Source organism: Streptomyces sp. BRA346, assembly GCF_052851135.1.
In genome coordinates this window covers 482518-496992 of the sequence record NZ_JAIWIH010000005.1, presented here as the reverse complement: position 1 = coordinate 496992, position 14475 = coordinate 482518, and the positions used below count along the sequence as shown (strand labels likewise).

The following is a 14475-nucleotide window of genomic DNA, read 5'->3' as shown; positions in this document are numbered from 1 at the left end:
CCGGTCGTGGCGTGCGCGACACTCTACGGGGCACCGGGCACCCTCCGCACCGGCTGCCCTCTACCCAGCGGTAATCGCGGTCTGGCAAGCTTCACGACATGTCCTCTTCCGCCGCTGACCGGGCCCGTTACGACCGGGCCACCGCCCATCTCGAAGCACCCGTGGCGATTGTCGACCTGAGGGCCTTCGACGACAACGCACGCGACCTGGTACGCCGGGCGGGAGGCAAGCCGATCCGGGTGGCCAGCAAGTCGGTGCGGTGCCGGGCGCTGCTGGAACGGGTCCTGGCGCGGGACGGGTTCGCAGGGCTGATGAGCTTCACGCTCGCGGAGTCCCTGTGGCTGGCCCGCGAGGGCTTCGACGACGTCCTGCTCGCCTATCCGTCCACCGACCGGGACGGCTACGCCACCCTGACCAGCGACCCCAAGCTCGCCGCCGCCGTGACCGTGATGGTGGACGACATCGGCCAGCTCGACCTGATCGAGAGTGTGCGCGCCGGGACCGAAGAGGTCCGGGTCTGCCTGGAGTTGGACACCTCGCTGCGGATGCTGGGCGGCCGGATCCGCGTCGGCGCCCTGCGCTCACCGCTGCGCACCCCCGAACAGCTGGCCGCGCTGGCGCGGGAGATCGAGCGCCGCCCCGGCTTCCGGGTGGTCGGGCTGATGGGCTACGAGGGCCATGTGGCGGGGGTGGGCGACGCGGTGACCGGCCGTCCGCTCCGCTCCCGCGCGATCCGGCTGATGCAGCGCACCGCGCGGCGGGAGCTGGCGGACCGCCGGGCGGCGGTGGTGCGGGCCGTACGGGCGGTGGCGGACCTGGAATTCGTCAACGGCGGCGGCACGGGCAGCGTGCAGCACACCGCCGCCGAGGACGCCGTGACGGAGATCGCCGCCGGGTCCGGGCTCTACCAGCCGCGGCTGTTCGACAACTACACGTCCTTCCGGGGCCGCCCGGCCGCCCTCTTCGCCCAGCCGGTGGTGCGCCGCCCGGGCGTGGGCGTGGTGACCGTTCTGGGCGGCGGATATCCGGCGTCCGGGGCGGCGGGCCCGGACCGGCTGCCGGTGCCGTACCTGCCGGAGGGGCTGCGCTACGACCCGCAGGAGGGCCCGGGCGAGGTGCAGACCCCGCTGCTGGGCACGCCCGCCGACGATCTGCTGATCGGCGACAGGGTGTGGTTCCGGCACGCCAAGGCCGGTGAGCTGTGCGAGCGGTTCGCGACGCTGCACCTGGTCGAGGACGACCGGGTGGTGGACTCCGTACCGACGTACCGGGGCGAGGGCCGCACCTTCCTGTAGTCCGGCCCCGCCCCACCCGCCACGAAGCGGCTTATATGGACCGGCCGTCGCCCGCCAGCGCCTCGATGCCCTCGACGATCTTGTCCATGTCGCCGAGCGGCGGCGCCTTGTCGCTCACGTCGAAGCCGAAGCGCACCAGGACCATGGTGTCGGGGACGGTGGGCGACGGGAAGGCGAGGGACTGGACGTATCCGTCGTCGCCCTTCTTCGTGGTGACCTTCCAGCGCACCAGATAGCCCTCCTCCCCCGCGACGTCGACCTCTTCCTCCTTGAGCCGCTTGTGCGAGGAGATCCCGCCGTACGCCTTGCGCTCGGTGTCCTCGTCCGTGCCGTAGGACTCCTCGGCGTTCTGGGCTATGTCCTCCTCGGCGATGCCCTTGGCGGTGTCCGCCTTGAAGCCGCTGGCGGTCCGGGAGAAGGCGCCGCCGCGGACGCACTCGGTGGAGGGGTCGCCCGGGCACGGGTAGCGCGAGGTGGTCACGCCCGCGCCGCCGGCGCTGCTGCGGCCCGCCTGCCAGCCCGACAGCACGGGCAGGCTGATGCCGCTGGCAGCGTCCGGGGCGATGCTCGGGTCGTCGGTGGGCGCCGCGCTGGGGCCGTCGGTGGGCAGGTCGGACGGGGCGTCCGAGGGGGCGTCGCCGCCGTCCCCGGGCGGGGCGGGGGCGGTCGGCAGCGGGTTCGCCCGGTCGCCGTCACCCCCGTCCCCGCTGTCGCCCAGCAGCACGATCCCACCGATGATCGCGGCGACCACGGCCCCCACGGACAGCGCGAGCACCGCGACCCGGGGGCCGCGGCCGTTCCCCCGCCCGCCGTCCTGGCCGGGCGCGTAACCGGGCCCGTAGCCGGACGCGGGCGGCGGGCTGAAGGGCGAGTCCGCCGGGGCGGTGGTGTCGCGCGTGTACTCGGTCCAGGTGGCCCCGTCCCACCACCGGTGCAGAGCGGGGCCGTGGCCTGTGTAACCGGGATCGGGGTACCAGCCCGGGGGCGTGTTCATGCTCACGCCGTCACCTTATGGCCACGGGTCGGCTCCGTACACCGGGGTTGCGCGGACTGCGCGCCCGGCCCACAAGGCGCTCTACAGCGGCGTGACGTACGCCCCGGCGATGCCGCCGTCCACCAGGAACTCGGCCGCGTTGATGAACGAGGAGTCGTCGCTGGCCAGGAAGGCGACCGCGGACGCGATCTCCTCCGGCTCGGCGAACCGTCCCACCGGTACGTGCACCAGCCGCCGCGCCGCCCGCTCCGGGTCCTTGGCGAACAGCTCCTTCAGCAGCGGGGTGTTGACCGGCCCCGGGCACAGCGCGTTGACGCGGATGCCCTCGCGCGCGAACTGCACGCCCAGCTCGCGCGACATCGCCAGCACGCCGCCCTTGGAGGCGGTGTAGCTGATCTGCGAGGTCGCGGCGCCCATGACGGCCACGAAGGACGCCGTGTTGATGATGGACCCCCTGCCCTGCCGCTGCATATAGGGCAGCGCGGCCTTGCAGCACAGATAGACGGAGGTGAGGTTGACCTCCTGGACGCGCTTCCAGGCGTCGAGGCCGGTGGTGAGGATCGAGTCGTCGTCGGGCGGCGAGATGCCCGCGTTGTTGAACGCCACATCGACCGAGCCGTAGGTGTCGTACGCGGTCTTGAACAGCGCCTCCACCTGCTCCTGGTCGGTGACGTCCACCTGGACGTAGAGCCCGCCGACCTCGTCGGCCGCGGCCTTGCCCGCGGACGCGTCGATGTCGGCGCACACGACGCGCGCGCCCTCGGAGGCGAAGCGGCGCGCGGTGGCCAGGCCGATGCCGCTGCCCGCTCCGGTGATGACCGCGGTACGGCCCACCAGGCGGCGGCACACGGGGGTCTCGGTCTCGCTCATGTCACTGCTCCTCGGTGCTGATGAACACGTTCTTGGTCTCGGTGAAGGCGGTCAGGGCGTCGGGGCCCAGCTCACGGCCGAGACCGGACTGCTTGTAGCCGCCGAAGGGGGTCGCGTAGCGCACGCTGCTGTGCGAGTTGACCGACAGGTTCCCGGCGGCGACGGCGCGCGAGACGCGCACCGCGCGGCCCACGTCGCGGGTCCAGATCGAGCCGGAGAGGCCGTAGTCGGTCGCGTTGGCCAGCGTCACGGCGTCGTCCTCGTCCTCGAAGGGGAGGACGACGGCCACCGGTCCGAAGACCTCCTCCACGGCGGTGCGGTCGCCGGGCCCGGTGCCCTCCAGCACGGTCGCCGGGTACCAGAAGCCCTTGCCGCCGGGGGCCTCGCCGCGGATGGCGGCGGGCGCGTCCTCGGGGACGTAGGACCGTACGCGCTCCCGCTGCGCGGCGGAGATCAGCGGGCCCATGGCGGTGGCGGGGTCGGCCGGGTCGCCGACCGCGAAGGACCGTACGGCGGGCTCCAGCAGCTCCATGAACCGGTCGTAGACGCCGCGCTGCACCAGGATCCGGCTGCGGGCGCAGCAGTCCTGGCCGGTGTTGTCGAGGAACGAGCCGGGGGCGGCGCTCGCCGCCGCCTCGATGTCGGCGTCGGCGAAGACGATGTTGGGGCTCTTGCCGCCGAGTTCGAGCGTCACGCGCTTCACGCCCGCCGCGCACTTCGCCATGATCTCCTTGCCGACGGCCGTCGACCCGGTGAACACGACCTTGGCCACGCCCGGGTGCTCCACCAGCGCGGTCCCGGCCACCGGCCCGGCGCCGGGCAGCACCTGGAACAGGCCCTCGGGCAGCCCGGCCGTGAGGGCGAGTTCGGCGAGCCGGAGCGCAGTCAGCGGGGTGGTCTCGGCGGGCTTGAGGAGGACGGCGTTGCCCGCGGCGAGGGCGGGCGCGGTGCCCCAGCCGGCGATCGGCATCGGGAAGTTCCACGGCGCGATGACGGCGACCACGCCGAGCGGTTCGTGGAAGGTGACGTTCAGGCCGCCCGCGACCGGGATCTGGGCGCCGCTCAGCCGCTCCACTCCCCCGGCCGCGTACTCCAGCAGATCGCGGACGTTGCCCGCCTCCCAGCGGGCGTTGCCGATGGGGTGGCCCGCCTCGCGGACCTCCAGCGCGGCCAGTTCCTCGATGTGGTCGTCCACGGTGGCGGCGAAGCGGCGCAGCAGCCGGGCCCGGTCGGCGGGGGCGAGGGCGGACCAGCCGCGCTGGGCGGTGGCGGCGCGGGCGACGGCGGCGTCCACGTCGGCGGGCGTGGCGGCCGGGACGGTGGCGATGACCTCCTCGGTCGCCGGGTTGAGGATGTGGTGCTCGTGGGGGTGGGACATGTTTGCGTTCCTCATCACATGCGCTCGAAGGACCGGAAGCGTTCCCAGTCGGTGACGGCGGTGTCGTACGCCTCCTGCTCGACGCGGGCCATGTTGAGGTAGTGCTCGACCACCTCGTCGCCGAACGCGGCCCGCGCTATGGGGCTGGCCTGCCACAGCTCGGCGGCGTCGCGCAGCGAGGTCGGCACGTGGGCCGCGTCGCCGGTGTACGCGTTGCCGGTGCAGACCTCGGGCAGCTCCAGCTCCTGCTCGATCCCGTACAGCCCGGCGGCCACCATTCCGGCGACGGCGAGATACGGGTTGACGTCGCCGCCGGGGAGCCGGTTCTCCAGCCGGTGCGCCTGGCCGTGGCCGATGACGCGCAGCGCACAGGTGCGGTTGTCCGGGCCCCAGGCGACGGCGGTGGGCGCGAAGGAACCGGGCCGGAAGCGCTTGTAGGAGTTGATGTTGGGGGCGTAGAGCAGGGTGAAGTCGCGCATCGCGGCGATCTGCCCGGCCAGGAAGTGGCGCATGGTCTTCGACATGCCGTACGGGCCGTCGTCGTCCGCGAGCACGGGCTGCCCGGCCTCGTCGCGCAGCGAGAGGTGGATGTGGCAGGAGTTGCCCTCGCGCTCGTCGTACTTGGCCATGAAGGTGAGCGCCATGTCCTCCTGGGCGGCGATCTCCTTGGCACCGGTCTTGTAGATGACGTGCTGGTCGCAGGTGGTCAGCGCGTCGTCGTAGCGGAAGGCGATCTCGTGCTGGCCGAGGTTGCACTCGCCCTTGGCCGACTCCACGGTCATCCCGGCGGCGCCCATCTCGTTGCGGATGCGGCGCAGCAGGGGCTCGACGCGGCCGGTGCCGAGGATGGAGTAGTCGACGTTGTACTGGTTGGCGGGGGTGAGCCCGCGGTAGCCGCTGTCCCACGCCTGCTCGTAGGTGTTCCGGAAGACCATGAACTCCAGCTCGGTCCCGGCGTACGCCGTCCAGCCGCGCTCCGCGAGCCGGTCCAGCTGGCGGCGCAGGATCTGCCGCGGGGACGCGACCACGGGCGAGCCGTCGTGCCACGAGAGGTCCGCGGTGAGCATCGCGGTGCCGGGGTTCCAGGGGGTGCGGCGCAGGGTGGCGGTGTCGCCGTGGAGGGCGAAGTCGCCGTAGCCGCGCTCCCAGGAGGACATGGCGTAGCCGCCGACGGTGTTCATGTCGGCGTCGACGGCGAGCAGGTAGTTGCAGCCCTCGGTGCCGTGCTCCAGGGCGTCGTCCAGGAAGAAGCGGGCGGCGAACCGCTTGCCCGCGAGTCTGCCCTGCATGTCGGTGAAGGCCAGGACGACGGTGTCGATCTCCCCGGCGTCGACGAGCCTGGTCAGCTCGTCGACCGAGAGCGGGGGCGTGCGGTCTGCCACGGTGGTGCCTCCTGGCTTCGGACGGTGTGGGGGGCGCGGAGTGGCCTTAAGGTAATACCGCAGACCATTGATTGGGAAGGAGGTGCGGACGGTTCATGAGCGGGAGTGAGAGCAGGGGCGCGGGCGGCGACCGGCTGGCGCCGGTGCTGCGCCCGGTGCGCGCCGGAAACGGCTTCGAGGAGGCGCTGGAGCAGATACTCCAGGTCGTACGGCTGGGGCTGGTCCCCGACGGCGGCCGCCTCCCGGCCGAGCGCGAGCTGGCGGAGCGGCTGCGGATCAGCCGGGTGACCCTGCGCGAGGTGCTGAAGGTCCTCCAGGACCAGGGGATCGTGGAGAGCCGCCGCGGCCGGTACGGCGGCACCTTCGTACGGGCCCGGCCCGAGCCCGCCGCGGGCGGCGAGGACGAGCTGCGGCGGCGGGTCGAGGCGGTGGACGTGGAGGACACGCTGCGCTTCCGTGAGGTCCTGGAGGTCGGCGCGGCCGGGCTGTGCGCCGCGCACGGCCTGGCCGAACCCCAGGTCGCGCGGCTGCGCGCCGCCCTCGACGCGACGCGCGACGCCCCGCTGGCCGACTACCGGCGCCTGGACACGATGCTGCACCTGACGCTGGCCGAGCTGGCGGGCTCACCGTCGCTGGCCGCCCAGTACGCGGCCGTCCGCGCCACCGTCAACGACCTGCTGGACTGCATCCCGCTGCTGGTACGGAACCTGGAGCACTCCCAGGCCCAGCACGCTGCGCTGGTCGAGGCGGTGCTGGACGGGGACGCGGACGGGGCGCGCGAGGTGATGCGGGAGCACTGCGAGGGCACGGCGGCGCTGCTGCGCGGGTTCCTGCCGTAACCCCGGTTTTACGCAGAGGTCTTGCGCGGACCCTCCCCGTGCGGCAAAGGTATGCCCCCACACCAATCCCCACACCCCCGTCCCCACCCCGTGCCCCTCCCCTCGTGCGAAGCCAGGAGTGCCCATGGCTGACATGGCCGAAGGAACCGAGACCACCCGCACCTCCCCCGACCCCGGCCAACCCGGCGACGACGGGTACCTGGAGCGGCGCACCCTGCGCCGCGGCAGCGCGGGTCCGCTGCTGCTGACCGGCCTCGGCGTCGCCTATGTGGTCTCCGGCGACTTCTCCGGCTGGAACTTCGGCCTCGCCGAGGGCGGCTTCGGCGGGCTGGCCATCGCCGCCGTGCTCATGGGCCTGATGTACACCTGCATGGTCTTCGCCCTCGCCGAACTCGCCGCGATCCTCCCCACCGCGGGCGGCGGCTACGGCTTCGCGCGGCGCGCCCTCGGCCCCTGGGGCGGGTTCCTCACCGGCACGGCGATCCTCATCGAATACGTCCTCGCGCCCGCCGCCATCTCCATCTTCATCGGCGACTACGTCGAATCGCTCGGCCTCTTCGGCCTGGAATCCGGCTGGCCGGTCTATCTCGCCTGCTTCGTGATCTTCATCGGGATCCATCTGTGGGGCGTGGGCGAGGCCCTGCGGTTCAGCCTCATCGTGACCGCCATCGCCGTCACCGCGCTGCTGATCTTCGCGGTCGCCGCCTTCACCGACTTCGACTCGGGCTCGCTGAACGACATCGCGGTCGACCACTCGGCCTTCGGCTCCAACTCCTGGCTGCCGTTCGGCCTGCTCGGCATCTGGGCGGCGTTCCCCTTCGGCATGTGGTTCTTCCTGGGCGTGGAGGGCGTCCCGCTCGCGGCCGAGGAGACCCGCGAGCCCGCGCGCACCCTGCCCAAGGCCATGGCCTCGTCGATGGGCATCCTGCTGGCCCTCGCCCTGCTCACCTTCCTCGCCGCCACCGGCGCGCGCGGCGCGGACGCCGTACAGGGCGCGGGCAACCCGCTGGTCGAGGCGCTCCAGCCGGACGGTGAGCCCACCACGCTGTCCCGCGTCGTCAACTACGCGGGGCTCGCCGGTCTGGTCGCCTCCTTCTTCTCCCTGATCTTCGCCGGTTCGCGGCAGCTGTTCGCCCTCTCCCGGGCCGGATACCTCCCCCGCTTCCTCTCCCTGACCAGCCGCCGCAAGGCCCCCTACCTGGGCCTGCTCGTCCCCGGCGCCATCGGCTTCGGCCTCGCCGCCTGGTCGGGCGACGGCGCCCGGATGCTGAACGTCGCGGTCTTCGGCGCCACCATCTCGTACGCCCTGATGTCGCTCTCCCACATCGTCCTCCGCCGCCGCGAACCGGGGCTCGACCGCCCGTACCGCACCCCCGGCGGCGTCGTGACCTCGTCCATCGCCTTCCTCCTGGCCTGCTCGGCGCTGGTGGCCACCTTCCTGGTGGACAAGGACGCGGCGTTCATCGCCCTCGGCGTCTACGCCGTGGCGCTCGCCTACTTCGCCTTCTACAGCCGCCACCGTCTGGTCGCGTCGGCGCCGGAGGAGGAGTTCGCGGCGCTGGCGGAGGCCGAGGCCGAACTGTCCCGCGACTGAAAGAACGGACGGACCGTTGCCCCCTCTGATCGGTATCAGCACCTACCTCGAAGCCTCGGCGCACTGGGGCGTCTGGAACCTCCCCGCCGCCCTGCTCCCCGCCGGGTACCACCAACTCGTCCAGCGCGCCGGGGGGTTGGCCGCGATGCTGCCCCCGGACCCCGCCAGGGGCTCGGCGGCTGCCGTGGTGTCCCGCCTCGACGCCGTCGTGATCTCCGGCGGCCCGGATGTGGAGCCCGTACGGTACGGGGCCGATGTCGACCCCCGTACGGGCCCGCCCGCCCGGGAACGCGACGCCTGGGAACTGGCCCTGATCGAGGCGGCGCTGTCCTCAGGTGTCCCCCTGCTGGGCATCTGCCGCGGCATGCAGCTGTTGAACGTCGCGTTGGGCGGCACCCTCCACCAGCACCTGGACGCCCACGCGGGCCCGCCGGGCGTCTTCGACCAGCACGAGGTGAAGCCGGTCCCCGGCACGCTGCTGGCCAAGGCCCTCCCGGAGCCCCTCTCCGTGCCGACCTTCCACCACCAGTCGGTGGACCGCCTCGGCGAGGGCCTGATCGCGAGCGCGTACGCGTCGGACGACGGCACGGTGGAGGCGGTGGAGCTGCCCGACGCGGAGGGTTTCGTCCTGGGCGTCCAGTGGCACCCGGAGGCGGGCGACGACCTGCGCGTCATGCGGGCGCTGGTGGCGGCGGCGCGTCGCTGACCTCCAACCCGAGGTGCGCGAACACCACGTCCCGGACGCACCGCACCGCGTCCGGGTCGAGGTGTGCGAGGACGGGGAGGGCCAGGTACCAGTCATCGGTCCTCAAGACCCGCCGGAGCTGGTCTCGGGCCAGCGCCAGCCGTTCGGCGTCGGCGGAGGGCCGTGGCATGACGATATCGATGAAACGGTGGATGAGGTGCAGCCGGTGCTCCTGCTCGGCCTCAAGGAACCGATGGCCGAGGTCGTGCTCGCGCTCCGGCATCCACGGCACTCCCGCGATCGTCGCGGCCATGGCGGTGCGGAGCCGGGACGAAGCCCTCGGACGCAGGCCCTTGTCGACCGACGGAGCTTCTTCGACAGCGGCGAGAAGCGCTTCCGCTTCCTCGTATTCACCCAGCGCCGCATGGGCCAGCACACATGCTCCATACTCCTCCGGGCGGAAGGACCATTCGTTGACCTCGGCTGCGTACCGGGAGTCGGCGTGGGCGATGAGCTGCCGGGTCCGCTCGGGATCAGTCGTCACCGTGAGCAGAGCGGCGGCCACCGCGGCCTCCGGCGAGAACGACCAATCGGCCCAGAAGCTCTCGTGCCACATCGATTCCATGAGGCGCCGCAGACGGTCTGGATGAGTGGGGCCGAAGGCACTGATGAGTGTGGCGTGGAGCAGGACGCGCTGATCGGGATTGCCATACGCGCGCGCCTCCCGTTCCAGTTTGTCGATCAGATCACCCGTCTCTTCCGGGCTGTGTTCCCACAACGCGGCTACCAGGAACACCGACGACGCGTCCGCCTCCTTGAGGGAGACCCCATGACGCCGGATGACCTCTCGCGGCTCGTACAGGCGCGTACGTACTCCCGCCTCTTCCGCCACAAGGCAAGCGTAGTGTGCGGGCTCCAATCCCCAAGCGGATTCCAGACGCTTCGCTTGTTCGTTGGCCGCGGCCGCCATGCGACGAGCGCCCCGAGGGTCGAACGGCTGCAGATGCGTGGCGGTGGTTGCCAGAGCCATCACGCGGCTCGCGTTGTCACTGATCATCCAGCCCAGCTGTTCGGCCTGGCCGCACTCGCCGATCGCCGCGAGCGCCGCGGAGAGCGCCACCAGACGATGGTCAGCCCAGAGGTCCCCAGTGACATCACACCTCGACGCACGCAGTGCGGCCTCCACCAGACGCGGGACACGTACGGGATCGTGCCGCAAGGCCTGCTCGGCGAGGAACCCGAAGGTCTCCGCTGCCGACTCGGCCGTTTCAACCTTCGCGGCATGACGTTCCGCCCGCTCCATAGCGCCTTTGGAGGCCAGGACACATGCGAGGGCGGCCACGGCTGCCGGAGACAGCTTCCCGGTTTGACTGACACTCCCACCAGCCCATGGCGATCCGTTCGGATACGTCGGCTCCGTTCGCAACCAGCCTGAGATCTCGTCGGAACCGAAGTAACTGGCGTAATGGTAGGCGTCGGCCAACTTCTGTGCTCGAAAAACCAGCCCCGTGCGTACCAAAGCTTTGATCACGCGGGGAACCTCGAAGGACAGCGTCCCTCCTTCTCCGCGGGCGAGTTCCCCCATGCACCAGGCAGCCGCCCTCGATGCCAGCCGGGCAGCCGTCTTCGGCCGTGCTTCGCTCAGCATCAACGCCGCCTCCTCGTAGACATTGATGCGGTCAGACACGGTGTCCGTCCTGCACCACAAGCTCAACGCCTCGATACGGTCGTACACTTCCGCAGCCCGGACCGGGTCAAAGGCGGCGTAGGCATCGGCAACCGCTCCAAGCAAGGGGACGAACGACCCGAACCAAGCTACGGGAACACCCCGTTCCTCCATCGCTTCAATGCCCCTGAGCGCCCTGGCCAGGGCCTCATCCGCGCGTTCCGCGTCATGGTGTCTCAGAGCGCGGGAAACGGCGATCAGCACCTCCATCGCTCGCGGGCTGACGGGCGTATCAGCCACCTCCCCGTCAGGGAGCTCTATGTGTGCGGCATCGCGTGCCTCGTGCTCGTGGCGCTCCGCGATGCCGAGCGCAGGTGCGGTCCGCCCCAATCTCGCCATGACGACAGCCGCGCTCCCCGCGACCTCATGAAACGCGTCCCGCCCTTCCCAGCCTTCCAAGAAGCCCGCGGAGCATTCTGGAGCAAGCCGCTGAGCCTCCTCGGCCAGATCGGCGGCATGCGGATCTCTGTCCTCCGCCAACACCCGCGCCACAGCGACTAACGCACGCGCACGATCCAGTGGCGCGACGACGCTCCGGGCCAGCCCCTCGGCGCGCTTCGCCTTCCCGAACCTGGCCAGCACGGCAGGCAAAGTGAGTGGGAGATGCCGATTGCGGCGCGCCAGTAGTTCCTCACCCGCCACTAACGCAGCCAACCGGCCGAGGTCGTCGAACCTGTCACGCATGGCGGCAGACCGCACAGCGTCGATCTCGGCAAGAGCCGCCGCATCGCTGCCGGTCACCGCGCGCATGCGGTCCTGCCGCCGGGGATCGACCGCGAGGCCGACGGCCCGCGCGATGTCGCCGAGGTCGGTTACCATGCGTCCGTACTGCTGGAGCAGATACGGCGGGGTTCCCTCCGGCCAACCACCACGCCGGTAGTCATCCGCCCAGTCGTGGATGCGCTCCAAGTACGGTCCGACATCCGGGCCCAGCATCTCCGCCGCTGCCACGAACAGCGTTTCGTGCGCGAACAGATACCCCCGTTCGTCTGGCACCCCTGCCGACTCACCCCGCAACCGCAAAATTCGCCCGAACACCCCGTCCACCCGGTGCCGCAACGCGTACAGCTCCCGTCCCGTCAGCTCGCGCAGGTCTTCAGGGCGCAGAGCGCCCCGCGCCGCCGTGAGCAGTCCGACAAGCTCCTTCTCCAAATCGCCCCCGGCCAGCGACCGCGACAGCTCGAACCGCGCGTCGTGCTCCAGGTCCGTGGCGTAATCGGTGGCGCCCAACTGCCGTACGACATCAGCCCGCAGCGGATGACGCGCCTTGACGTCCAGCGGGAGGCCGGGGTTGGGGCGGCTGGTGGCCAGGACGCGGACGCCCGGCGGCGGACGTTCGGGGAGGAGGGAGGCGATGCTGGGGCCGGTGGCGCCGTCGCGCGCGGACTGGTCCTCGTCCAGGCCGTCCACGACCAGCAGCAGCGTGCCGCCGTCCTCGGCGACCCGCTCGGCGGCTTCCGCCAGCAGTTGTCTGCGTTCGGCTTCGCCGACACCAGGTGAGGCGTGCGGGGACGGCTCACGGCCGACGATCGCGGCCAGTTGGTGGACCACGGCCTCGGTGTAGGCGGTGCTGTCCGCCTGGCCCGCCAGCCGGGAGGTGATGAAGAACGACACCGGGACCACCCCGCGCGGCGGATGCAGGGCGAACCACGACACCAGCGCCGTCTTGCCCGTCCAGGGGCGACCCTGGATCCAGCGGTACGTCTCGGGGCCCGCGCAGAAGTCGACCAGCTCGCGCAGCTCCTCGGCCCGTCCCATCAGCTCGGGCGGGGCGATGTCTCGCAACAGGGCCTGGTAGCCCGCCTCGATCTGGCCGAGCCGCGACGGCGGGAGGACGTCCGGGAGGTGGGCCAGGACGGCGCTCAACTCCTTTTCGAGAGCGGACAGTTCGTCACCCGGCAGCCGCTCCGCCCAGCGGTCCGCCCGGCTCACCGCCAGCCGTCCCGCACCGTCGGCCAGGTGATGCGCGGCCACCACCCCCACGATCCGGCCGCCGCTGAAGACCGCCGCGCCCGACATTCCGTCCCAACTGCCGTCCGGCGGGGGCACGCTCAGGTCGAGGGTGCCCTCGCGGCGGTTGGACAGGACCGCGCACGTGCCGTGCACATGCTCCGCGTCGCGGTACGGCCGCCCGTCGTCACCGCGACGCATCTTGAAGGCCGGGAAGCCCATCGCACTGCACCGCAGCACCGCGTCCCGTTCACCGACCCGGCCGAAGCGGGCGACCGGGACCTCATCCAGCGGGACGGCCAGGACAGCGACATCGGTGGGCGGGTGCTCGAAGCGCACCTCCGCTTCGAGCACCCGCTCGCCCGGCCGGTCCGCCTCGAACCGCACCCGTACGGACACCGCCGACGCCACCACATGGGCCGCCGTCAGCACCCTGCCGGGCGCGACGAGATAACCCGAGCCGCGGCGGCGGTCATCCGCAGCGGTCTCGACGAGGATCTCGGCGACCCGCTCGACCTCCAGGCCCCTCACTGATCGGTCAGCGCTCCCCGGTCACCTCGGCCCCGGAGATCCTGGCCGTCGTACGGGTGCCGTCGGGGCCCGGGGCGGTGGGGTGGAGGGTGAGGGTGATGCGCTGGGTCTCGGACGAGGTGTACTTCCCGTCACCACCGGCCTCGACGACCCAGAAGCGGACCTTCCCGCTGCCGCCCGCCTCCTTGGTGATCGCGACCGTGGCCTCGATCTCGATCGGGCCGACGTCGAACCCCAGCGACTCCCCCGCGCCCTCCGCCGCCGCGGCCGTCAGCTGCGCGCGCAACTCGCGGATCATCTCGGACAGTTCCACCATGTGCGTCCCCCTCGTTGTCTCCCGCCGTCAGACTTTACAAGGGGCCACCGACAGCGGCGGTCAGGACTTGATCTCGAAGGACTCGCCGTACATCTTCCACTTCAGCGGCGGGTTCAGGTCGAAGTTCTTGGCGTTGAGGAACACACGCTGCGCGGTGTCGACCCGGCTGGTGTCGCTGTGCGCCTCCTCGCTCTGCATGGCCTTCTTGCGGGCGTCGAGGAAGGCGCCCAGGTACGTGGTCTGGTTGCCGCCCTGCGCCGGGGTCTTGGCGTTGGACATGGCCGTCTTGCGTATGCCGCCGAAGCTGTACTTGCTGCTGCCGGGGCCGTGCATGACGATCGCGTCGTAGTAGATGAACTGGCCGAGGGTGCCCAGGCCGTCGTCCTTGCCCTGCTTGACGGACGGGTTGAAGTAGACGCGGTCGCGCTCGTGCTCCTGGGCGTCCTGGAACACCTTGTCGGCGGCGGCCGTCTTCCAGTCCTTGGTGAAGTTGGGGTCGAGGCCACTGTGGGAGTCGCTGCCGTTGACCTTGCGCAGGGCGGGGAGGTACTTGGCGAGGACGTTGCCCGGCTTCTGCTGGGTGTAGTACTCGACGAGTTCCAGCATGTCGCCGGTGCCGGAGCAGAAGCCGATGATCCCGGCGGTGTAGCCGCGGCCGTCGCCGATGTCCTCGATGTACTTGAACTGGGCGCGCCAGTCCAGGGAGGAGTTCTCGGCGCTGGAGACCAGCTTCATGGCGATCTCCTTCTTGGCCGGATCATCCAGGTTGGCCGCCACGCCCGTCTCCTGAGCCGAGGAGTGTACGGGGGTGGCGGCCTGGCCCACTCCGACGCCGATGCCGGTGAACACGAGCGCGGCGGGTAACGCCACGGCCGCCGCCGTCAGGCCGATCCTTCTGGACATGGGGGACTCCGT

11 protein-coding genes are annotated in these 14475 nt (G+C 71.4%); 4 read left to right on the top strand and 7 right to left on the bottom strand.

Translation table 11 applies throughout. The features are described 5' to 3' along the window. Positions 1-98 precede the first annotated feature (98 nt). Complete coding sequence (locus LCH29_RS08925; protein ID WP_446461152.1) at positions 99-1295, top strand: amino acid deaminase/aldolase; 1197 nt, start codon at positions 99-101, stop codon at positions 1293-1295. A gap of 31 nt (positions 1296-1326) precedes the next feature. Here LCH29_RS08925 and LCH29_RS08920 read toward each other — a convergent pair whose 3' ends face one another. The 4 genes from LCH29_RS08920 to LCH29_RS08905 all read right to left on the bottom strand — a co-directional run bounded on the left by LCH29_RS08920 (position 1327) and on the right by LCH29_RS08905 (position 5919). Beyond that, the gene (locus LCH29_RS08920) at positions 1327-2289 is read right to left on the bottom strand and encodes a DUF2510 domain-containing protein (protein ID WP_446461151.1); all 963 of its coding nucleotides are present in this window, start codon (positions 2287-2289) and stop codon (positions 1327-1329) included. Positions 2290-2370: 81 nt separating this feature from the next. Then, complete coding sequence (locus LCH29_RS08915) at positions 2371-3159, bottom strand: 3-oxoacyl-ACP reductase (protein ID WP_446461150.1); 789 nt, start codon at positions 3157-3159, stop codon at positions 2371-2373. A gap of 1 nt (position 3160) precedes the next feature. After that, on the bottom strand, positions 3161-4537 hold the full coding sequence (locus tag LCH29_RS08910; protein ID WP_446461149.1) for an aldehyde dehydrogenase family protein: 1377 nt from the start codon (positions 4535-4537) through the stop codon (positions 3161-3163). A gap of 14 nt (positions 4538-4551) precedes the next feature. Next, on the bottom strand, positions 4552-5919 hold the full coding sequence (locus LCH29_RS08905; RefSeq protein ID WP_446461148.1) for a glutamine synthetase family protein: 1368 nt from the start codon (positions 5917-5919) through the stop codon (positions 4552-4554). A gap of 95 nt (positions 5920-6014) precedes the next feature. On the opposite strand from LCH29_RS08905, the gene LCH29_RS08900 reads away from it, so the two are divergent. The 3 genes from LCH29_RS08900 (at position 6015) to LCH29_RS08890 (ending at position 9058) form a co-directional block, all read left to right on the top strand. Further along, complete coding sequence (locus tag LCH29_RS08900) at positions 6015-6758, top strand: FadR/GntR family transcriptional regulator (protein ID WP_446461147.1); 744 nt, start codon at positions 6015-6017, stop codon at positions 6756-6758. A gap of 133 nt (positions 6759-6891) precedes the next feature. Then, positions 6892-8352 (top strand): ethanolamine permease, encoded by a 1461-nt coding sequence (eat, locus tag LCH29_RS08895; protein WP_446461295.1) that lies wholly within the window; start codon positions 6892-6894, stop codon positions 8350-8352. A gap of 16 nt (positions 8353-8368) precedes the next feature. Next, positions 8369-9058 (top strand): gamma-glutamyl-gamma-aminobutyrate hydrolase family protein, encoded by a 690-nt coding sequence (locus LCH29_RS08890; protein WP_446461146.1) that lies wholly within the window; start codon positions 8369-8371, stop codon positions 9056-9058. Here LCH29_RS08890 and LCH29_RS08885 read toward each other — a convergent pair. Genes LCH29_RS08885 through LCH29_RS08875 form a run of 3 tightly spaced genes read right to left on the bottom strand, consistent with a single transcriptional unit; the run spans position 9024 to position 14463 of the window. Continuing rightward, positions 9024-13244, bottom strand: coding sequence for a trypsin-like peptidase domain-containing protein (locus LCH29_RS08885; RefSeq protein WP_446461145.1), 4221 nt, complete (start codon positions 13242-13244; stop codon positions 9024-9026). The two genes, LCH29_RS08890 and LCH29_RS08885, sit on opposite strands and share 35 nt — an antisense overlap. Before the next feature lie 7 nt (positions 13245-13251). Then, positions 13252-13560 (bottom strand): trypco2 family protein, encoded by a 309-nt coding sequence (locus LCH29_RS08880; RefSeq protein WP_446461144.1) that lies wholly within the window; start codon positions 13558-13560, stop codon positions 13252-13254. A gap of 60 nt (positions 13561-13620) precedes the next feature. Beyond that, positions 13621-14463, bottom strand: a complete 843-nt coding sequence (locus LCH29_RS08875) for a chitosanase (RefSeq protein ID WP_446461143.1) — start codon at positions 14461-14463, stop codon at positions 13621-13623. Positions 14464-14475: the final 12 nt, after the last annotated feature.

Coding starts and splice junctions, on each gene's coding strand:
- LCH29_RS08880 (WP_446461144.1), bottom strand. CDS start 13,560: ATGGTGGAACTGTCCGAGATGATCCGCGAGTTGCGCGCGCAGCTGACG.
- LCH29_RS08910 (WP_446461149.1), bottom strand. CDS start 4,537: ATGTCCCACCCCCACGAGCACCACATCCTCAACCCGGCGACCGAGGAG.
- LCH29_RS08925 (WP_446461152.1), top strand. CDS start 99: ATGTCCTCTTCCGCCGCTGACCGGGCCCGTTACGACCGGGCCACCGCC.
- LCH29_RS08875 (WP_446461143.1), bottom strand. CDS start 14,463: ATGTCCAGAAGGATCGGCCTGACGGCGGCGGCCGTGGCGTTACCCGCC.
- eat (WP_446461295.1), top strand. CDS start 6,892: ATGGCCGAAGGAACCGAGACCACCCGCACCTCCCCCGACCCCGGCCAA.
- LCH29_RS08915 (WP_446461150.1), bottom strand. CDS start 3,159: ATGAGCGAGACCGAGACCCCCGTGTGCCGCCGCCTGGTGGGCCGTACC.
- LCH29_RS08920 (WP_446461151.1), bottom strand. CDS start 2,289: ATGAACACGCCCCCGGGCTGGTACCCCGATCCCGGTTACACAGGCCAC.
- LCH29_RS08900 (WP_446461147.1), top strand. CDS start 6,015: ATGAGCGGGAGTGAGAGCAGGGGCGCGGGCGGCGACCGGCTGGCGCCG.